Consider the following 19,790-nt stretch of genomic DNA (forward strand, 5'->3'; position numbering starts at 1 on the left):
ATGCACTGAAAAGCGATAAACCGGCGCGAAAAGTGGTCAAAAGTGCGCGTTGGTTGCTGCTACGTAATCGGGCGAAGCTGAGTGAAAAACAGGATGTGAAGTTGCAGGAGCTGTTGGCGGCGAATCAACCGCTGGCGATGGTGTACGTGCTGAAAGAGGCGTTGAAGGGCATCTGGTATGCGCCGAGCGTGTGGGAAGGATGGCGACGATGGCGGAGCTGGATGCGGCAGGTGAAGGAAAGCGGGCTAGCGCCGCTGCAACGATTTGGTCGAAATTTATCGAAATATATGCGGGGGATCCTGGCGAGTGCAAACTACCCGATGCACACGAGTGTGCTGGAAGGGGTGAACAACAAGATCAAAGTGATAAAGCGCATGGCATATGGATTTAGGGACTCAGAATACTTTTTTCTGAAAATCAAGGCGGCCTTCCCCGGAAAGCCGCGATGAACCTAAATAAATGCGTTGATTGCCAGCAACAGACTTTAACATGCAAAGCTCTCATTATTGACACTGTCAGGCAACGAGAGTATCCCAGCCCGAACAAGGCTGACAAGGCTTAATACGAGGCTAAATATCCCTGTGACGAGGCGATATTATTTTGGTTGTCAATTGAGTGCTATTTCAGCCTTGGCGGTCACAACCTCGGGGGGAGGATGGGGCGGTATTGCACCCTGGTCTCTCTCCTGACGGGAAAGGGCACACCACGACAGACATAAAAAGGGCGCCTTGTGGGCGCCCTTTGGCTGGAAGGAGGCTGGATAGCCCGCCTGTCAACCCGTGTTGCGCATGCCTGCCGCGATACCGGCGATGGTGACCATCAGCGCCTGATCCAGCTCGGGATGCAGGGTCTCAGGATGGTTGCGGGAGCGGTTGAGCAGCTCGGCCTGCAGCACGTTCAGCGGATCCGTGTAGGGGTTGCGCAGCTTGATGGACTCCTTGATCCAGGGCTGATCGTCCAGTAGGTCGCCCTGCGGGCGCAGTTTCAGCACCACTTCGATGGAGTCGGAAAGCTCCTGACGCAGTTGCTTGCCCAGGCCCCACAGCTCTTCCGGTACCAGACGGGTGTCGTAGTACTCGGCGAGCCAGAGGTCGGCCTTGAGGAACACCATCTCCAGCATTTCGAGACGGGTGCGGAAGAAGGGCCACTGGCGGCTCATCTCGTCCAGCACGCTCTTCTGGCCGTCGTCGATGGCCTGTTGCAATCCCTTGTGGGCGCCGAGCCAGGCCGGCAGCATCAGCCGGTTCTGGGTCCATGCGAAGATCCAGGGGATGGCGCGCAGGCTCTCGACACCGCCGTTGGGCTTGCGCTTGGCGGGGCGGGAACCGAGCGGCAGCTTGCCGAGCTCCATCTCCGGGGTGGCGGCGCGGAAGTAAGGCACGAAGTCCGGGTGACCGCGCACGATACTGCGGTAGTGATCGCAGGAGACAGACGCCAGCTGCTCCATCACGGCGCGCCAGCTCTCTTTCGGCTTGGGCGGCGGCAGCAGGTTCCCCTCCAGCACGGCGCTGGTGTAGAGGTTCAGGCTCTGGATGGCCACCTTCGGCAAGCCGAACTTGAAGCGGATCATCTCCCCCTGTTCGGTGACCCGCAGGCCGCCGCGCAGGGATCCCGGGGGTTGGGAGAGGATCGCCTGATGGGCGGGGGCGCCGCCACGGCCGACGGTACCGCCGCGGCCATGGAACAGGGTGAGACGGATGTTGTTGGCTTCAGCCAGCGCCACCAGGGATTCCATGGCGGCGTACTGGGCCCAGCCAGCGGCCATCATGCCCGCATCCTTGGCGGAGTCGGAGTAGCCGATCATCACGTACTGACGGCCCTGGATGTAACCGCGATACCAGTCCACCGACAGCAGGCGTTCCATCACGGCGGTGCCCGCCATCAGGTCTTCCTGGGTCTCGAATAGCGGGGCAACCGGCATGCGGAACTTGCAGCCAGCTTCCTTCAGCAACAGCTGGACCGCCAAGACATCGGACGGGGCACCGGCCATGGAGATGATGTAGATGCCGAACGCATCGGGGTCGTGCTGGGCGATGACGCGACAGGTGTCGATGGTCTCGCGGGTCTCGGCACTGGGATCCCAGTCGCTCGGGATGAGGGGGCGGCGGGAGTTCAGCTCGCGCAGCAGGAAGGCCTGCTTGTCCTCTTCGCTCCACTCGGCGTAGTCGCCCACACCCAGGTAGCGGGTCAGCTCGGAGAAGACCTGGCCGTGACGCTCGCCATCCTGACGGATGTCCAGCTTGACCAGGTGGATGCCGAAGCAGGCCAGCTTGCGCAGCACGTCCAGCAGCATGCCGTCGGCGATGTTGCCCATGCCGCAGGCGTGCAGGGAGTGGTAGCAGAGCTCCAGGGGCTCGCGCAGCTGGGCGGTGCTCTTGACCAGATCCCGGCTCTCGCTCGCCTGGCCCTGTACCTTGGCGGTCAGGTACTCCTGGGTCTCGCGCAGCTGCTCGCGCAGCTCACGCACCAGGGCGCGATAGGGCTCGGGATTGTCGCCGACCCGGGCACGCACGGCGTCGGTGCAATCGGCCATGGAGAGCTCGGAGGTGAGCTCCTTGATGTCCTTGTAGAACAGGCTCACCGCCATCCAGCGGCCCAGCTCCAGCACTTCGGCGGTCACCTTGGCGGTGACGAAGGGGTTGCCGTCGCGGTCACCGCCCATCCAGGAGGTGAACTTGACCGGCGCGGCATCCAGCGGCAGCCGCACACCCAGATGGTGTTGCAGGCGCTCGTCCAGATTGCGCATGAATTCGGGGATGGCCGGCCACAGGCTGTTTTCCACCACGGCGAAGCCCCACTTGGCTTCGTCCACCGGGGTCGGGCGCTGTTCGCGGATCTCGTTGGTGTGCCAGGCCTGGTTGACCAGCTGCTCGATGCGACTCTGGATCTTGTCCCGCTCGCGGGGCAGCAGATCGGAGAGTTCCAGGGCCTCGAGGCAGTCGTTGAGCTGCACGTGCTTGTGGATCAGGGTACGACGGGTCACCTCGGTGGGGTGAGCGGTCAGCACCAGATCGATGTCCAGCTCGCGCACGGCCTGGATGATGGCCTCCTGGGACAGGTTGGAGGCTTTCAGCTTGTCGAACATCTGCTCCAGCGGGTCCGGGGTGCAGACCTGCTCTTCGCAGCGACGGGAGATGGTGTGGAACTGCTCCGCCACGTTCGCTAGGTTGAGGAACTGGCTGAAGGCACGGGCCACGGGCAGCAGTTCGTCATCGGAGAGGGTACGCAGGGTGTCGAGCAGGCGCTCTCTGTCAGCCTCGTTCCCCTTGCGGGAAGACTTGGCCAGTTGGCGAATGGTCTCAATCTTGTCGAGGAAGGCCTGCCCCTGATGATCCTTGATGGATTTACCCAGCAGTTGGCCCAACATGCCTACGTTGGCCCGTAGTGCGGCGTACTTTTCGTTCATTCCACATCCTTATTTTGTTGGTGCCTCCTGACCTTCCAGGCGGGAGGCGACCTCACTTATTGTTGTGCGATTACAACATATGCTCCGTCATCTTAGGGGGACAATCTACCCAGATTGTCTGCGCAAGGTCAAATAACAAGCCGATTCAGAACATGTATTTCCCTCACCTGTCCCAAGGCGCCTGTCATGTAACTTACTTACATCCCTATTTGGCTAGACGCAGAAGCGCCGGATCAGGTGCTGCAGCACCGCCGTGGTCGGTTTGACGAACGACAGATCCAGGTATTCATCGGGCTGGTGGGCCTGGGTGATATGGCCTGGGCCCATCACTATGGTCTCGCAACCCAGCTGCTGGATAAAGGGGGCTTCGGTGCAATAGTTCACGGACTCGGCGGCCCGGCCGCTCGCCTTTTCCGCCTCCCGCACCAGCTCGGAGTCATCCTGGCAGGCATAGGCCGGAATGGGTTCGTGCAGGTGCTGCAGGTGCAGGCAGCCGGGCTGGTGGATCTCGATGGGGGAGAGCGCCTCTTTCAGCATGCCCATCAGCTCGTCGGGACCCACCTGCGGGGTGGGACGCATGTCGATGTGCAGCTCGCAGCAGCCGCAGATGCGGTTCGGGCTGTCGCCCCCCTGGATGTAGCCGAGGTTCAGGGTGGGCTGGGGCACGGCGAAACGGTGATCCGCGTACTTTTCCTTCAGATCCTGCTGGAGCCTTAGCACCTGACCCATGGCCTTGTGCATGATCTCCATGGCATTGACGCCGTTGGCGGGATCCGAACTGTGGCCGCTTCGGCCTGTGATGCGAATGGCTTCCGACATGTGGCCCTTGTGGGCCACCACGGGCACCAGCCCGGTGGGTTCGCCGATCACCGCGTAATCGGGTTTGAGTTCGGCTGCGGCGGCGATGGCGCGGGCCCCGGCCATGGTGGTCTCTTCATCGGCGGTGGCCAGGATGCGCAGCGGCTTGCTCAGGGTCTTGAGGTCGACTTCCTTGAGCGCTTCCACGATAAAGGCGAAGAAGCCCTTCATGTCGATGGTGCCGAGCCCGTACAGGCGGTTGCCCTCTTCGGTCACCTTGAAGGGGTCTTTGGTCCAGGCTCCTTCATCGAAGGGAACGGTATCCGTGTGACCCGCGAGCAGCAGCCCCCCTTCTCCCTGACCATAGGTCGCCACCAGGTTGAACTTGCCCGGCAGATCCGGCAGGGCCGTGACCTCGCACTGGAACCCAAGCTGGCCGAACCAGTCGGCCAGCAGCCGGATCACCGCCTCGTTGCTCTGATCCCAGCGAGTATCCGTGCTGCTGATAGAGGGAATCGCAATAATATTCTTATAAAGTGAAAAAAAATCCAGTTTGGCCATCAGCTCCTCCTTGCGTCCCCGGAGTGTTTCTGTTAGAAAATACAAATGCAAAGTGAGTGCATGAATATTCTGTTCGAGTGCTCATCGACAAGGCCTCTAGTTGTAAGGGAAAGTTAATGTTCTGTCACCTGATCTGTAACCGACGACGCATATCCGCCTGAATTGCCCCTCCGCACTCGTTGCATCAAAGGGGCGATAGCCGACCCCTTGCACCGCAGCACCATGCTGTGAATTTCGAACCCAGACTTGGAATACTCAAACATGCTTAAGACCGTTATCGTCGGTGCCAGTGGCTACGCGGGGGCCGAACTGGCCGCTCTGATCCAGAACCATCCACAACTCGAGCTGTTCGGCCTCTATGTTTCCGCCGGCAGCCAGGACGCCCACAAGCGCTTCTCTTCCCTGCATCCCCAGTGGGTGGGCAAGCTGGATCAGCCGCTGCTGCCCCTGGACGAAGACGGCATGACCCGGATCCTGACCCAGGCCGATCTGGTGGTGCTGGCTACTGCTCACGAGGTGAGTGCAGAACTCGCGCCCAAGTTCCTGGCCAAGGGGTTGCCGGTGTTCGATCTCTCCGGTGCCTTCCGGGTCAACGATCAGCAGTTCTACTCCTCCTTCTACGGCTTCACTCACGAGAATGAGCAGTGGCTGGAGCAGGCCGTCTACGGTCTGGCCGAGTGGAATGCCGATGCCGTCAAGGCCGCCCAGCTGATTGCCGTGCCGGGATGCTACCCGACCGCCTCCCTGTGCGCCCTCAAGCCGCTGCAACAGGCCGGGCTGATTGCTCAGGGATGGCAGCCCATCATCAATGCGGTTTCCGGCGTCTCCGGGGCCGGTCGCAAGGCCGCCATCAACACCAGTTTCTGCGAAGTGAGCCTCAATCCCTACGGCACCTTCAATCACAGGCACCAGCCGGAGATCAGCCACCACCTCGGCAAGGAGGTGCTGTTCCAGCCCCACCTCGGCAACTATGTGCGGGGCATCCTGGCCACCATCTATGTGCAACTGGCGGAAGGGGTGACGCCGACCCAGGTGGATCAGGCCTACCTCAAGGCCTACGAAGGCAAGCCCCTGGTACGCCTCACCGGCCAGATGCCCTCCATCCGCGGCGTGGCGAGCACGCCCTACTGCGACATCGCCTGGCAGCAGCAGGGCAACATGCTGGTGGTGGTTTCTGCCATCGACAACCTGCTCAAGGGGGCCGCCTCGCAAGCCATGCAGTGCATAAATATCAAGTTTGGTTTTGAACCGGCCACCGGCCTGATTTAACGCTTTAAGAAAGGATCGAGAAGATGGACAAGCAGACGCTGGTAATCAAGTTGGGTGGTGCCCTGATCGAGAACGACGAGGCCCTGACCGCCCTGTTCGCCACCCTGAAGACCTTCCTGGATGATCAGCACCGTCCTCTGGTGCTGGTGCACGGTGGTGGCTGCCTGGTGGACGACCTGCTCAAGGGGCTGGGCATGACCTCCACCAAGAAGAACGGCCTGCGGGTGACCCCGTTCGAGCAGATCCCCGTGATTGCCGGTGCCCTGGCCGGTACCGCCAACAAGATGATGATGGCCAAGGCCATCTCCACCGGCATTCCTGCTGTGGGTCTGTGCCTCGCCGACGGCGGTCTGTGCCAGGTGACCCAGCTCGATCCGGATCTCGGTGCGGTCGGTGACTGCAAACCCGGCAACCCGGCGCTGGTGGCCGGCATCCTGGGGCAGGGCTTCCTGCCGGTGGTGAGCTCCATCGGCATTACCGCCGACGGACAGATGATGAACGTCAATGCGGATCAGGCGGCCACCGCCATCGCCGAAGCGCTGGGCGCCGATCTGGTGATGCTGTCGGATGTGAGCGGCATTCTGGATGGCAAGGGCAAGCTGGTGCCGCAACTGGACAAGCAGAGCGCGCTGGACCTGATGGAGAAGGGAGTTATCACGGACGGCATGGCCGTCAAGGTGAAAGCCGCCCTGCACGCCGCCGAAACTCTGGGCAAGCCGGTCTGTGTCGCCAGTTGGCGCTACCCGGATCAGCTGCTCAAGCTGCTGGCTGGCGGCGCGGTCGGCACCCAGGTCACCCTCTGATCTCCACCGGGAAAAGGACAATCCGATGCAACATCTTCTGAAAGACAGTGATTTAAGCAAGGCCCAGATCGAGGCGCTGCTGGCGCTTGGCAAAGCGGTCAAGGCCGATCCGAAGAAATACAGCCAGGCCCTGGCGGGCAAGAGCGTGGTCACCCTGTTCGAGAAGCCCTCCCTGCGTACCCGGGTCACCTTCGACATCGGCATCGCCAAACTGGGTGGTCACAGTGTCTATCTGGATCAGCAGAACGGGGCGCTCGGCAAGCGGGAGTCGGTGAAGGATTTCGCCAGCAACCTGTCCCGCTGGTGTGACGCCATCGTCGCCCGGGTGTTCGATCACCAGACTCTGGTCGAGCTGGCCGAGTTCGGCTCGGTGCCTGTGGTCAACAGCCTGTGCAACCTCTACCACCCCTGCCAGGGGCTGGCGGATTTCATGACCATCAGCGAGCACTACAGCGATCTGTCCAAGGTGAAGCTGGCCTATCTCGGCGATGGCAACAACGTGAGCCACTCCCTGCTGCTGCTGGGGGCGACCCTCGGCACCGACGTGACCCTGGTCTGCCCTAAAGGTCATGGCCCGGATACCCAGATCTTCCTGCAGGCCCAGGCGCTGGCAGCTCAATCTGGCGCGACCATACATATCAGCGATGATGTCGCGGATATCGAAGGCTTTGACGTGGTTTATACCGATACCTGGGTTTCCATGGGTGACAACACACCAATGGAGCAGGTAAAAGATATCTTCATGCCTTATCAGATCAACCAGGCCCTGCTCGATCGGACCGGCATCCAGCACGTGCTGCACTGCCAGCCGGCCCACCGGGAGCTGGAGATCACCTCGGAGGTCATGGACGGCCCAGCCTCCCTCATCATGGATGAGGCAGAAAACCGGATGCATATCCAGAACGCCGTGCTGCTGACCCTGTTCGGACAGGGCCAGAAGTAATCCGGCAACCGACCCGGAATCACCCCTTTTTATCGAATCATCACGGAGAGAAGTAAATGAGCGGAATCAACAAGATCGTACTGGCTTACTCGGGCGGACTGGATACCTCGGCCATCATTCCCTGGCTGAAGGAGCACTATGACGCTGAAATCATCGCCTTCGTTGCCGACGTGGGCCAGGAGCGTGACGATCTGGAAGGGATCGAGCAGAAGGCCATCGCCTCCGGCGCGGTCAAGTGCATCGTCAAGGATCTGCGGGAAGAGTTCGTCAAAGAGTATGTCTACCCGACCCTGAAGACCGGTGCAGTCTATGAAGGTACCTACCTGCTGGGCACCTCCATGGCCCGTCCGGTGATCGCCAAGGCGATGGTCGAGGCTGCCCTGGCGGAAGGGGCTGATGCCATCTCCCACGGTTGCACCGGCAAGGGCAACGACCAGGTGCGGTTCGAAGGGGCGGTAGCTGCCCTGGCTCCCCAACTGAAAGTGATTGCCCCGTGGCGGTTGTGGGACATGCGTTCCCGGGAAGATCTGCTGGCCTATCTGGAAGCCCGCAACATCCCCTGCAAGGCGACCCTGAAGAAGATCTACAGCCGCGACGCCAACGCCTGGCACATCTCCACCGAGGGTGGCGAGCTGGAGAGCACCTGGAACGAGCCGTCCGAAGCCGTCTGGCAGTGGACCGTCTCTGCAGAGGATGCCCCGAACGAGCCGGAATACGTCAAGCTGACCGTGGCCAAGGGCGAAGTGGTCGCCGTTGACGACCAGCCGCTCAGCCCGCACCAGATCCTGACCACCCTGAACGAGCGTGCCGGCAAGCACGGTGTGGGCCGGATCGACATCACCGAGAACCGGATGGTGGGCATGAAGTCCCGTGGCTGCTACGAGACCCCGGGTGGTACCGTAATGGTTGCCGCACTGCGCGCCGTGGAAGAGCTGGTACTGGACAGACCGACCCGCGCCTGGCGGGAAAAGCTGGGTGCCGAGTTCTCCCACCTGGTGTATGACGGTCGCTGGTTCACCCCGCTGTGCAAGGCCATTGTCGCCTCCGCCAACGCCATCGCCGAGGAGCTCGACGGTGAAGTGGTGCTGAAGATGTACAAGGGTCAGGTCACCGCGGTGCAGAAGAAGTCGCCGAACAGCCTCTACTCCGAAGACTTCGCCACCTTCGGTGCCGACGAAGTGTACGACCAGAGCCATGCCGAAGGCTTCATCCGTCTCTACACCCTGGCGAGCCGGATCCGCGCCATGAAAGAGCAGCATCAAGCCATCGGTGGCGACCATACCCACGGCTAAGCAAGCGCTATCACCCGTTGATACGAGGGGGCATGGCCCCCTCTTTTACAGGCAGAGAGGCCCTTTGCCATCCTCATCGGGTGTGACAAGAGCGGCTGCGCTCTGGCCGCTTCTGTGAGATAACAGGCTCGCAGAAAAACAGGGCAAGATTTCAAGTTCGACGGCGCAAGGCGCCGCCGACAACGCATTCAAGGAGAGCAGTATGGCACTTTGGGGTGGACGCTTCAGTCAGGGAGCCGATAGCCGGTTCAAGCAGTTCAACGATTCGCTGCGGTTCGATTACCGTCTGGCGGAGCAGGATATTCAAGGCTCCATGGCCTGGGCCAAAGCGCTGGTCAAGGTGGGGGTGTTGACCGAGGGTGAGCAGGCTCAGTTGCAGCAGGCGATGGAGGTACTGCTCGCCTCGGTGCAGCAGGATCCCGAGCAGATCCTGAGCTCGGATGCCGAAGACATCCACTCCTGGGTCGAGAGCCAGCTCATCGACGCCGTCGGCGCCCTTGGCAAGAAGCTGCACACCGGTCGCTCGCGCAACGATCAGGTCGCCACCGACCTGAAACTCTGGTGCAAGGCACAGGGTGAACTGCTGCTCGCCTCCATTACCGCCCTGCAACAGGGGTTGGTGGCCTCCGCCCGTGCCAACCAGGCCGCGGTGCTGCCCGGTTACACCCACCTGCAGCGGGCCCAGCCGGTCACTTACGCCCACTGGGCCCTGGCCTATGTGGAGATGCTGGAGCGGGACCATTCCCGTCTGCAGGATGCCCTCAAGCGCCTCGACACCAGCCCGCTCGGCTGCGGCGCCCTGGCGGGCACCGCCTATGCCATCGACCGCGAAGCCCTGGCGCTCGACATGGGCTTTGCCGGCGCTACCCGCAACAGCCTGGATTCGGTGTCCGATCGGGATCACGTGGTGGAGCTGATGCACGTGGCGTCCCTCTCCATGACCCACCTGTCGCGCTTTGCCGAAGACCTTATCTTCTACAACACCGGCGAGGCGGGCTTTGTCGAGCTGTCTGACGCCGTCACCTCCGGCTCGTCCCTGATGCCCCAGAAGAAGAACCCGGACGCGCTGGAGCTCATTCGTGGCAAGACCGGCCGGGTGGTCGGCGCCCAGATGGGCATGCTGATGAGCCTCAAGGCGTTGCCCCTGGCCTACAACAAGGACATGCAGGAAGACAAAGAGGGGCTGTTCGACGCCCTCGACACCTGGCACGACTGCCTCGACATGGCGGCGCTGGTGCTGATCGATCTGAAGGTCAATGGCGAGCGGACCAAGGCGGCGGCCCAGGGCGGTTACGCCAATGCCACCGAGCTGGCGGATTATCTGGTGGCCAAGGGCATTCCGTTCCGCGAGGCGCACCATATCGTCGGCGAGACCGTGGTCTATGCGATCCAGGTGAAAAAGCCCCTGGAAGAGCTCTCCCTCCCCGAGTTCCAGCGCTTCAGCCCCGTGGTAGGGGAGGATGTCTACCCGAACCTGGAGCTGGAGGCGACCTTGGCCAAGCGGGTCGCCAAGGGGGGCGTCGCTCGCGAGCAGATCGAAGGCGCACTGGTCGCCGCCGAAACCTGGCTGGCCAAGCGGGCGGGTTAATCGCTGGTTGGGTATCTGTGTATAAAAAATGGCAACCAATGGTTGCCATTTTTAATGGTGCTAGTGTTATTAGTAGCGAGCTTGAATATATATTTAACATTCGTCATAATATTTTAGCGAAAAAACTCCATTGTTGCATCCTGAGGGTTTCGAGCCCCTTGAGCCCTTACCCAAATTCTAATACTGTCTTTCAATGGAATAACATAGTTAAAGTTATCGTCAAAACCTAACATGGCAGAATGATCAAATATGCCGAGTGCTTCGGAGAATGCACTTAAAATCCCTGCTTTAGAATTTAATTGCTGAGGGTTTCGTATGTATATTTCAGAGAACACTTTTACAATTGATGTTTCAATCATCGCAGAGAAAAACCAAGAGACGGGAACTTTGTAGCTAAAGACCCAGTTTGGACCATAATTTTCATTTATAGCTGCTCGCTCGCCAATGTTATAAGACCATCCCATTGACTCTTCAAGAGTGTTGCTTTTTGCTGCCCAGCAAGAGCTAATTATCAACCCCTTAATGTTTTTCCCATTTGTTTTTATTGTTTCACTTACTTTTTTTAGAGAGGCTTTTGCTATTCTATTACCGTCGCCATGTGCTCCTAAATACATTATCTGTCTATTTTCACTAGTGTTTACTAAATGCTGAACAGCATACTCAAGAGACTTTGCATCATAGAATGAACAGTCATAAATATTTAGTTTTCCTTCATTTAGTCTTCCATTAACAATACTTTTTACACCATGAAAATATGATGTGCAGCTTGCTTGAGAATGATTTTCTTTTGGGGAAAACCATGGTGCTTCAGCGATAAGAAGAGCAATGTTATTCATTTTTTATCCATTTTTATTAGCTGTTAATCATTGACCACTCTATTTCGTCTTCCTGTTGCCATGCTTCATTGTTTTGAATATGTATTCTTGGCTCCCACCCCTCTCGTAAACTGGGTTGCACAAAATCAGACAAGCGAACGCTGGTCCCAAATTCTTCAGTGAGATAATCCAGTAATGCCTCAAGATATGAATCAGGAAGACCAAACTGCGCGATAAAAACAGAGTATCCCGGGTGGCCAAATGAGATACTAAAGGTGTCAAATTTCCATATGGTAGCAGGACCAGTAACACGATGTTGCTTTATCCATTTTGCAGTGAATGACTGAACAAGTTGATTCCACCCCCCATTGGCATACAGTCCTGTAATCCTGTCGAGATCGATCTCAATAGCAGGAGTGAGCGTCCCTCGTTTAATGATGACTGTCGGATTACTGATTACTTTAGTCATAAATAGTCCTCTTTCTGGGGGGGGGATTTATAATCTTAAGCCGCATCAATGCATATCTTGGCTACTTGTGTTTTATTTTTAGTGTAAAAGCGTGATTTCCTCCACAAAAATAAATTTATACTCGGAAGTGCTTTTGACAAAGGCAGCTGAGTGAGCGCATTGAGAGTAATCGCTGTACTCTTTTGCTATTGGCCGCTAAATTTTTGGATATCGCTTATTGTTCTGATTGTTAACGAGCCTATATATTAAAGCTGCTGCCATGTCGGGCTACTGTCATGAGTTGAAGCTTGATGATACCAAAAATCAGCCTTAGAAGAGCTTTGTGAAACACCAAGACCAAGGGCGTAGTGAATAGCAAGTCGATATTGTGCAGATCGGTGCCCTTGTTTGGCTGCTTTACTAAACCAAGTTGCTGGCTGTAAGAGAGTGCTCTGACTGTATATAAAACAAGATGCTTGAATCCCCAGCCAAAATTGAACGTCGGGATCATCCAGGTCATCCAACTCGTAATATGAAATCATACTATCTAGATCGAATCCTGGAGGGGGAATGTCCTTCTCGGTTATTTTCCATAATTGCAATAATGCTTCCCTTACTCCTTGTGCTGCAGCCTTGCTCAGCCAGTAATATGCCAGCTCGTCGTCCTGAGGTACACCACTGCCAGAGAGGTAAAGTTTACCTAAGGATAATTGTGCTTCGCCATACCCTTGCATGGCGGATTTTTTGTACCAAGTTGCGGCCTTGGCCGTGTTTTGTGTGACACCTAGGCCAGATAAATATAGCAATCCTAATTCGTATTGAGCGCCGAGATGCCCTGCGGCGGCGGCTCTATGGTAGTGATGATATGCCAGACGATAGCTTTGTTCTATACCTTGGCCAGATGCGCATTTTTGACCCAGGAAATAGTGCGCATGTGATAGTTTTTTGGCTGTTTTATCTGCAATAAACATAGCAAGCTCCTATATCTGGACGACTTGACTGGATAGTGGGGTCCTTAGCCTGACCAAGGGCGGGACCGAGAGAATATAGGTATAAAAGAATGGAAGAGAGCATGAAATTGCCTGCTCTCAATAAGCAAAGGATATCAAATGGAAACCTATCAACCTAGTCCGATTTTCGTCAACGATGAAGTCATTCTAACGTGTTGATTAATATGATTTTATGTTCATAACTGTTAGGGTTTGCGTCATCCGCGAGCAGATCGAAGCTACCCTTGTCGCCGCCGAACAGTGGTTGGTCAAGCGCGACTGATCATCAAACAGGATGATACCAAGAGGGATAAGTCCCTATTTTTTTATGTCTTTGCCATCGCCTGCGGATCCCGATTGCGCAAGAATGGGCTTCTGCATGGAAGCCAATGCCTCGCTCAAGGAGCCCTTATGTACCTGCCACCCCATTTCGCCGTCACCGATCCCGAAATGCTGCACCAGCTGATCCGGGCCCAACCCCTGGGGGCCCTGATCACTCATGGCGAGTCGGGGCTCGATGCCAACCATCTGCCGTTCGAGTTCGAGTTCGATGTCGGGGAGGGGGAGCATGGCGTCCTGCGTGCCCATGTGGCCCGCAACAACCCGCTCTGGCAGGAGGTGACAGAAGGCCAGGAGGTGCTGGTGATCTTCAGGGCTGCCGACGGCTACATCTCCCCCAACTGGTATCCGAGCAAGCAGGAACACCACAAGCAGGTGCCGACCTGGAACTATGCGGTGGTGCACGCCCACGGTCGCATCCGGGTGCGGGACGATGCGCGCTTTGTGCGCCGCCTGCTCGCCACCCTGACCCGCACCCAGGAGGCTGCAGAGCCCAGCCCCTGGAAGATGGCGGATGCACCGAGAGACTATCTCGAGACCATGGTGCAGGCTGTGGTGGGCATAGAGATCGAGATTGAGCGGCTGGTCGGCAAGTTCAAGCTGGGTCAGAACAAGGAGGCGGCGGATCGCCTGGGAGCGGCCAATGCCCTGCAGGAGCGCGGGCAGACCGCACTGGCCGGCGCCATGCTGAGCCCGCCTCCTTCACAGCCCTAGCGTGACACCTTGAGATTCGGCCCGACAAAAACGGCAACCGTCTGGTTGCCGTTTTTCATGGTTCCACTCCCGCTCACGCGCTGGCATTGAGCAACTGGCCGACGCCTTCCCTCGGGCCCTGGGGCAGTGTCTGTTTGAAGGCATAAAGCAGCTGATCGAGGTTGAGGTCGCTGTTGCCAAGGGAGCCCTTGAGGGTGTCGAGCTCGCTCTGCAGCGCGTCGAGGCGGGTGCTCTGGGTGCCGTCTGCCAACTGGGTGCGGGCGGCATCGATGGCCTGGGGCAGCGACTGGCCCGAGGATTCCTGACCCAGGGTCTGCATCAGCGCCCCCATGAAGTGGTTGATGGCGGGGCGGTTCTGCTCGCTGTCAGCCTCCTGGATGCCGAGGCGCTGGAACAGGCTCTGCACCGTGGGGGCAAGGTGCTCTTCCTGCACGGCAGGCTCGGTCTGGGCGGGCGGCGTGCTGTCGCCCAGCAGCTTGCTGCCGAGCTTGATGGCAAGGGAGGCGAGGGGAAGCAGGGTGCCGATGGCGATCATGATGTCACTCTCCGTACGACTGATGTCATGACGGAGCAGGGAGTGGGCCAGCTTGGCGATCATTCAACCGAAAAATGGCAGGGGATTGATCCTGCTGTGAATTTCGTTTTTGCCAGGCGGGGGGCGAGCGGGTGCGAACGGGGGCGGCGGCAAACCCTTGCAGCCCGGGGGCTGGCCGGTTTGCCGCCCGGCTTGCCGGATCAGAGCTCCTTGAACGGGCGGCGCTTCTCCTCTTCGATGACGATGGCCTCCAGATTGGCGATGCGCTCCTGCAACTCCTTGATGATCATGTCCTGCTTGCCGAGACGGTCGGTAATGCGGGCATCCCCCATCTGGTAGCGGGCGCGTTTGGTGAGATAGCTGAACGACACGCTGATAAAGACGATCAGGACGATACCTGTCCACATGGTCATGAATGACTCCTTTCAAGATTTGAACGAGAGGATCTGTCTCCCGCGCTGTCGTTGTCTCATACCCGACCTTGGGCGGCAATGCCCGCCTGGTTGTTCAGAGCGGCCAGAGCGGCCAGCCGAGCCAGATCCCGAGCAGCAGCAACTGCCCCCAGACGATGGCCCAGAACCGCAGGCGGTAGCTCCCTTTCTGGGTCTTGTGGCGCAGCCACTGGCGGGCGACCAGGGCGCCGGGCCAGCCGCCGCACAGCTCAAGCAGGTGCAGGCGGGCCTCGGGGACGCGCCAGCCGCCACGAATGGCCTGGCGCTTGTCCCAGGCGTAGGCAGCCAGGGTCAGCAGGCTCATCAGCAGGATCAGGGCCAGCGGCCACCAGTTGGCATCGTGCGCGCCGAGCCAGCCTGCCCAACCCAAAGGCAGCAGGGCCAGCACCATCATGACAGGCACGCCGGATCCCGGGTCTCGTCCGGGCTTAACGTGCGGATCACCCGGGCCGGATTGCCCACCGCCAGGGAGTCTGCCGGGATGTCCCGGGTGACCACGGCACCAGCCCCTATGATGGAGCGGGGCCCTATGGTGACGCCTGGGCAGATGATGGCCCCGCCGCCAATCCAGCAGTCATCGCCGATCCGCACCGGCTTGTTGTAGGCGGTCCAGTTGCGTCGTTCCAGATAGTCCATGGTGTGGGTGGCGGTGTAGATCTGCACGTTGGGGGCCAGCAGCACATGGTTGCCGATATGCACCTCGCCCACGTCGAGTATGGTGACGTTGAAGTTGAAGAAGGTCTTCTCGCCGATGTGGATGTTGCGGCCGAATTCGCAGGTGAAGGGGGTGCTGATCCAGCAGGAGTCGGGACAGTGGGCGAAGAGGTCGCGGCAGATCTGCTGGCGCAGGACGTGATCCCCCGCCGGTGAGGCGTTGAGTCGGCTCAGCAGCGCCTGGCCGCGAATGCGGTCGTTCGCTATCTCCTCGCTCTGGCTGTCCAGGGCGCCCCCCGCCAATACCTTGTCCCAGTCGCTTGCCATGGTTATCTCCTCCTGCTGCAAGAGGGGGCAGTATACGCGACAAGGGAAGGGGGTGTCAGAGTGCCGGGCCCGTCAGGTGATCCCCGTCATCATGTCATCAGGACAAGGGGCAGGATGAGCAGGATGGAGACGAGGTAGGGGAGCAAGACCCGCCGTCCCAGGCTGCGTCCGCCAATCACCAGTGCCAGCACCCCTTTCACCAGGGAGTTGACCAGCCCGGCGAGCAGTATGCCCCTGGCTGCCACCTCCAGGGCCAGCTCCTTCTGGGCGAGCTGGGAGAGGGAGAGGGTGATGGCGTCCACGTCCGTGATGCCGGAGACCAGCGACAGCAGATAGACCCCGGAGTTGCCCACCTTGCTTTGCAGCAGGGTGGCCATGAAGCCGATGAGGGCGAGCAGCAGACCGAACTTGATGGCGGTGGCGAGATCCAGCGGGTTGCGGGTTTCGGGCTGTACCGGGCCGTCCGGCATCTCTTCCCGCTGGCGCCAGAACCAGAAGGCAAAGCCGTAGACGATGGCTGCCAGCAGCAGCAGGGGGGCGGCCAGACGCAGCGCCAGCTCTCCGTGGATGATCAGCACCAGTGCCAGCAGCCTGAGCCACATGGTGGCTCCCGCCAGCAGAATGCCGGTGGCCAGCAGCCGCTCCAGCCCTCCCTGCTCCTTGTTGAGGCGGGCAAATTGCAGGGTGAGGGCGGTGGAGGAGGCGAGCCCCGCCAGCATGCTGGTGAGCACCAGCCCGGAGCGGGTGCCGAGCAGGCGCACCGCAAAGTGACCACAGAACGAGATGCCAGCGATCACCACCACCATGAGCCAGATCTTGAAGGGATTGAAGGCATTGAGGGGACCCATCTCGGTATCCGGGAGCACCGGCAGCAGCACCAGGGAGATGAGCAGAAAGCGCAGGGTGGCGTGAAACTCCATTTCGCTCAAGAACAGCATTCCCTGCTGGATCTTGCCCTTGAGCCCCATCAGGAGGGCCGCCAGCACGGCGCAGGCCACTGCCTCGCTCGGGCTCTGCAGCACCGACATCAGCCCCAGCAGGTAGGTGAGCACCATGGCTACCGAGCTGGTGAGGCCGAACTCCCCCTGCCAGCGCTGGGCCAGCCAGACCGAGAGGCCGCACCCCGTCACCACGGTCAGCAGACCGAGCAGGGCCAGCCAGGCGCCCAGGGTGGGCAGCAGCAGGGCGCAGACCCCGCCGAGCAGACCGATGAGGCCATAGGTGCGCATCCCTGCGATGCGCTGGTTGTCTCCGAGCTGGCGCACCTGCCAGCCCCGCTCCAGCCCGATGATGAGCCCGATGGCCAGGGACACCAGGGCGCCGTAGACGGGCTCCGCCTCTATCCACATGGGTTTCTCCTCCCGCTGCCGTTTCAGTGAGGATGGCACAGGGCATCCCGGGGCAGGGGGAGCTGGCTCACAGAGCTGGTGTCCCGTCTGCCGGGGTCTTGCAAACAAAAAAAGGCGCCACCTGGAGGGGGCGCCTGGAAAGGTCAAACCTTGCGGTTTGCAGACCAACGGAACCAAAGATCACACACTTCACGCTCAGCACTGCTGTGGGGGCAGGGCTCAACCCTGCCACTTGCCTCCTTCCACTATCACGTCGTTGGGATCGGTATCGGCGCTTAAGCGATCGCGCACATACTGGTCGTAGAGTTTGAGCAGGTACTTCTCTTCCCCCAGCTTGGCGAGACGGTCGTTGACCCAGTCACGCAGCTCGATATTGCCCTTCTTCACCGCCGGCGCGATGGGGTCTTCCGAGCCCAGCTTCTCTGGCAGCACCCGATAGCCCGGGTTCTCCTTGGCCCAGCTGAAGAGCACCAGGTTGTCCTGGGCATAGGCGTCGCCACGGCCCTGGGCCAGGGCCTGCAGGGATTCGGTGTTCTTCTCGAACTTGAGCACCTTCCAGTCCGGGTGGTTGCGGGTCAGCCAGATGTCGGCCGTGGTGCCGGTGGTGACGATAAGCCGCTTGCCGGCCAGATCGTCGAGCTGCTTGGCGTCGCTGCCTTCCGGCACCAGCACCTGCACCGCGACCTTGAGGTTCGGGTTGGTGAAGTCCACCACCTGCCGCCGCTCCGGGGTCACAGTCATGTTGGCGAGGATGAGATCCACCTTGTCGCTCTGCAGGAAGGGGATGCGGCTGGCGGGCTCCACCGCCACGAACTCGACCTTGTTCTCGTCCCCCAGCAGATCCTTGGCGAAGCGGCGGCCGAGATCGGTGTCAAAGCCGACGTAGTTGCCCTTCTCGTCCACATAGCCAAACGGCGGCTTGTCGGTGAAGACGCCGACGATGAGCTTGTCACGGGCCTTGATCTTGGCGAGGGAGCCGTCTTCTGCCTGGGCGGCGCCACTGGCGAGGCCCAGGCCGATGAGGGCGCTAAACAGGACCGAGGTAATTATCTTCATGCTGACTCCTTTCGTTTGCTGACAGTTGTATAAGAAAACTTGGCGAGGAACTGGCGGGCACGCTGGCTCCTGGGATTGTCGAAAAATTGATGGGGGCGGCCTGCTCCAGGATGTGGCCGCCGTCCATGAAGACGATGCGATCCGCCACCGCTTGGGCGAACGCCAGCTCGTGGGTGACGATGAGCAGGGTCATGCCACTGCCGGCGAGATCCCGGATCACCTCCAGCACCTCCTGCACCATCTCGGGATCCAGCGCAGCGGTCACCTCGTCAAACAGCATCACCTGGGGGTTCATGCACAGGGCCCGCACGATGGCGATGCGCTGCTGCTGGCCACCGGAGAGCTGGCGCGGATAGTCGTGGCGCCGCTCCCACAGGCCGATGCGGGTCAGCAGCTGCTCCGCCTGCAGCAAGGCCTCGGCCCGCTCCCGTTTTTGCACCTGAAGGGGGCCGAGCAGCACGTTCTCCAGCACCGTCAGGTTGGGGAAGAGGTGATAGCTCTGGAACACCATGCCGATCCGCTGGCGCAGCCGCTGCCAGTCGGTACTGGCATCCAGCCTCTCTCCATCGAAGCGAATATCGCCCCCCTGAATGGGTTCGAGCCCGTTGAGGGTGCGCAGCAAGGTGCTCTTGCCGCAGCCGCTCGGCCCCAGGATGACGATCACTTCCCCGGGCTTCACCGTGAGGCTGACCCCGTCCAGTACCCGGTGTTGGCCGAATTGTTTGCTGACGACATTGAGTTCAAGCAGAGGTGTCATACCGCATTACCCCATTGTTGCTCCAGCCGGCGCGAGGCGAGCGAGAGCGGATAGCAGACCAGAAAAAAGAACAGGAACAGCAGGCCGTAGATAAGCAGCGAGCCATAGGTGCGCTCGATGATCTGCTGGCCCACCTTGATCACCTCCACCACCCCGATCAGCACCGCCAGCGAGCTGGTCTTGATGATGCGGGTGTAGATGTTGATGGTCGGCGGCGTCAGCCGTTGCAGCGCCTGGGGCAGCAGCACGTGGCGATAGAGCTGCCAGCGGGAGAGCCCGAGCGCCAGCCCGGCCTCCTGCTGGCCGCGGGCGAGGGACTTGAGACCGCCGCGCACCACTTCACCCACCTCGCTGGCGCCCCACAGGGCCAGCACCAGCACGGCGCACCAGAAGGCCGGGATGTCCAGGCCGAAGAAGATCGGCAGCCCGAAGAAGAAGAGGTAGAGCCAGACCAGCACGGGCACCACCCGAAACAGCTCCAGATACACCTGCAGCAGCCCCCGAACCAACCGGCCTCCCTGTTGCGCCAGCACGCCGTAACCGACCCCGCCCAGGGTGGCGAACAGGATGGCGAGCAGCGAGATGGCGAGGGTCTGACCCGCGCCCACCGCCAGCAGCGGCAGCGCCTGCGCCAACTGTTCAGTGACCTGACTGGCCATAGTGATCCCTCCCTTCTTGTGCATGAGTGGCGAGTG

General features: G+C 60.0%; 19 protein-coding genes and 1 pseudogene. 7 read left to right on the forward strand and 13 right to left on the reverse strand.

What is annotated here, in order from left to right; translation table 11 throughout:
* Window positions 1–449: transposase (locus tag PG892_RS01385; RefSeq protein WP_270825091.1), on the forward strand; the 449-nt coding region annotated here is incomplete at its 5' end.
* Window positions 450–772: 323 nt separating this feature from the next.
* Here the strand turns inward: PG892_RS01385 and ppc are convergent.
* On the reverse strand, window positions 773–3,406 hold the full coding sequence (gene ppc, locus PG892_RS01390) for a phosphoenolpyruvate carboxylase (protein ID WP_128344062.1): 2,634 nt from the start codon (window positions 3,404–3,406) through the stop codon (window positions 773–775).
* Between the two features lie 213 nt (window positions 3,407–3,619).
* Window positions 3,620–4,765 (reverse strand): acetylornithine deacetylase, encoded by a 1,146-nt coding sequence (gene argE, locus PG892_RS01395; protein ID WP_039040568.1) that lies wholly within the window; start codon window positions 4,763–4,765, stop codon window positions 3,620–3,622.
* 261 nt (window positions 4,766–5,026) lie between these two features.
* Between argE and argC the strand changes: the two genes are divergently transcribed.
* The 5 genes from argC to argH all read left to right on the forward strand — a co-directional run bounded on the left by argC (window position 5,027) and on the right by argH (window position 10,660).
* Window positions 5,027–6,034 (forward strand): N-acetyl-gamma-glutamyl-phosphate reductase, encoded by a 1,008-nt coding sequence (argC, locus tag PG892_RS01400; RefSeq protein WP_201922328.1) that lies wholly within the window; start codon window positions 5,027–5,029, stop codon window positions 6,032–6,034.
* 23 nt (window positions 6,035–6,057) lie between these two features.
* The gene (argB, locus tag PG892_RS01405) at window positions 6,058–6,837 is read left to right on the forward strand and encodes an acetylglutamate kinase (protein ID WP_010675689.1); all 780 of its coding nucleotides are present in this window, start codon (window positions 6,058–6,060) and stop codon (window positions 6,835–6,837) included.
* 25 nt (window positions 6,838–6,862) lie between these two features.
* Entirely contained in the window at window positions 6,863–7,780 is a 918-nt protein-coding gene (locus PG892_RS01410; protein ID WP_010675688.1) for an ornithine carbamoyltransferase, read from the forward strand.
* 56 nt (window positions 7,781–7,836) lie between these two features.
* Complete coding sequence (locus tag PG892_RS01415) at window positions 7,837–9,072, forward strand: argininosuccinate synthase (protein ID WP_010675687.1); 1,236 nt, start codon at window positions 7,837–7,839, stop codon at window positions 9,070–9,072.
* A gap of 202 nt (window positions 9,073–9,274) precedes the next feature.
* A complete protein-coding gene (gene argH / locus PG892_RS01420; protein WP_223933091.1) occupies window positions 9,275–10,660 on the forward strand; it encodes an argininosuccinate lyase in 1,386 nt (461 codons plus the stop codon).
* Between the two features lie 113 nt (window positions 10,661–10,773).
* On the opposite strand, the gene PG892_RS01425 is transcribed toward argH, so the two are convergent.
* The 3 genes from PG892_RS01425 to PG892_RS01435 all read right to left on the reverse strand — a co-directional run bounded on the left by PG892_RS01425 (window position 10,774) and on the right by PG892_RS01435 (window position 12,894).
* The gene (locus PG892_RS01425; protein WP_216987114.1) at window positions 10,774–11,496 is read right to left on the reverse strand and encodes a hypothetical protein; all 723 of its coding nucleotides are present in this window, start codon (window positions 11,494–11,496) and stop codon (window positions 10,774–10,776) included.
* 16 nt (window positions 11,497–11,512) lie between these two features.
* Window positions 11,513–11,944, reverse strand: coding sequence for a hypothetical protein (locus PG892_RS01430; RefSeq protein WP_216987113.1), 432 nt, complete (start codon window positions 11,942–11,944; stop codon window positions 11,513–11,515).
* Between the two features lie 245 nt (window positions 11,945–12,189).
* Window positions 12,190–12,894, reverse strand: coding sequence for a tetratricopeptide repeat protein (locus tag PG892_RS01435; RefSeq protein ID WP_216987112.1), 705 nt, complete (start codon window positions 12,892–12,894; stop codon window positions 12,190–12,192).
* Window positions 12,895–13,323: 429 nt separating this feature from the next.
* Here PG892_RS01435 and PG892_RS01440 point away from each other — a divergent pair, with 429 nt between their 5' ends.
* Window positions 13,324–13,965, forward strand: a complete 642-nt coding sequence (locus tag PG892_RS01440) for an FMN-binding negative transcriptional regulator (protein WP_223933088.1) — start codon at window positions 13,324–13,326, stop codon at window positions 13,963–13,965.
* Between the two features lie 73 nt (window positions 13,966–14,038).
* Here the strand turns inward: PG892_RS01440 and PG892_RS01445 are convergent, their stop codons facing one another.
* The 8 genes and pseudogenes from PG892_RS01445 to PG892_RS01480 all read right to left on the reverse strand — a co-directional run bounded on the left by PG892_RS01445 (window position 14,039) and on the right by PG892_RS01480 (window position 19,754).
* A complete protein-coding gene (locus PG892_RS01445) occupies window positions 14,039–14,500 on the reverse strand; it encodes a hypothetical protein (protein WP_223933086.1) in 462 nt (153 codons plus the stop codon).
* Between the two features lie 200 nt (window positions 14,501–14,700).
* The gene (locus tag PG892_RS01450; RefSeq protein ID WP_041211694.1) at window positions 14,701–14,913 is read right to left on the reverse strand and encodes a hypothetical protein; all 213 of its coding nucleotides are present in this window, start codon (window positions 14,911–14,913) and stop codon (window positions 14,701–14,703) included.
* Between the two features lie 94 nt (window positions 14,914–15,007).
* Window positions 15,008–15,346, reverse strand: coding sequence for a DUF1294 domain-containing protein (locus PG892_RS01455; RefSeq protein WP_223933120.1), 339 nt, complete (start codon window positions 15,344–15,346; stop codon window positions 15,008–15,010).
* Window positions 15,343–15,933: a sugar O-acetyltransferase gene (locus tag PG892_RS01460; protein WP_045522233.1), complete on the reverse strand. Its 591-nt coding sequence runs from the start codon at window positions 15,931–15,933 to the stop codon at window positions 15,343–15,345. The genes PG892_RS01455 and PG892_RS01460 overlap by 4 nt, the downstream gene beginning before the upstream one ends.
* Window positions 15,934–16,022: 89 nt before the next feature.
* A complete protein-coding gene (locus PG892_RS01465) occupies window positions 16,023–17,282 on the reverse strand; it encodes an MgtC/SapB family protein (protein WP_042879655.1) in 1,260 nt (419 codons plus the stop codon).
* A 219-nt stretch (window positions 17,283–17,501) separates the two neighbouring features.
* The gene (locus PG892_RS01470) at window positions 17,502–18,338 is read right to left on the reverse strand and encodes a transporter substrate-binding domain-containing protein (RefSeq protein ID WP_223933084.1); all 837 of its coding nucleotides are present in this window, start codon (window positions 18,336–18,338) and stop codon (window positions 17,502–17,504) included.
* Window positions 18,335–19,095, reverse strand: a pseudogene (locus PG892_RS01475) (amino acid ABC transporter ATP-binding protein). Before PG892_RS01475 ends, PG892_RS01470 begins: the two are co-directional and overlap by 4 nt.
* Entirely contained in the window at window positions 19,092–19,754 is a 663-nt protein-coding gene (locus PG892_RS01480) for an amino acid ABC transporter permease (RefSeq protein WP_223933080.1), read from the reverse strand. Before PG892_RS01480 ends, PG892_RS01475 begins: the two are co-directional and overlap by 4 nt.
* Between the last annotated feature and the right edge of the window lie 36 nt (window positions 19,755–19,790).

The organism is Aeromonas sp. QDB68 (genome assembly GCF_027707405.1).
Lineage (GTDB): Bacteria > Pseudomonadota > Gammaproteobacteria > Enterobacterales > Aeromonadaceae > Aeromonas > Aeromonas caviae.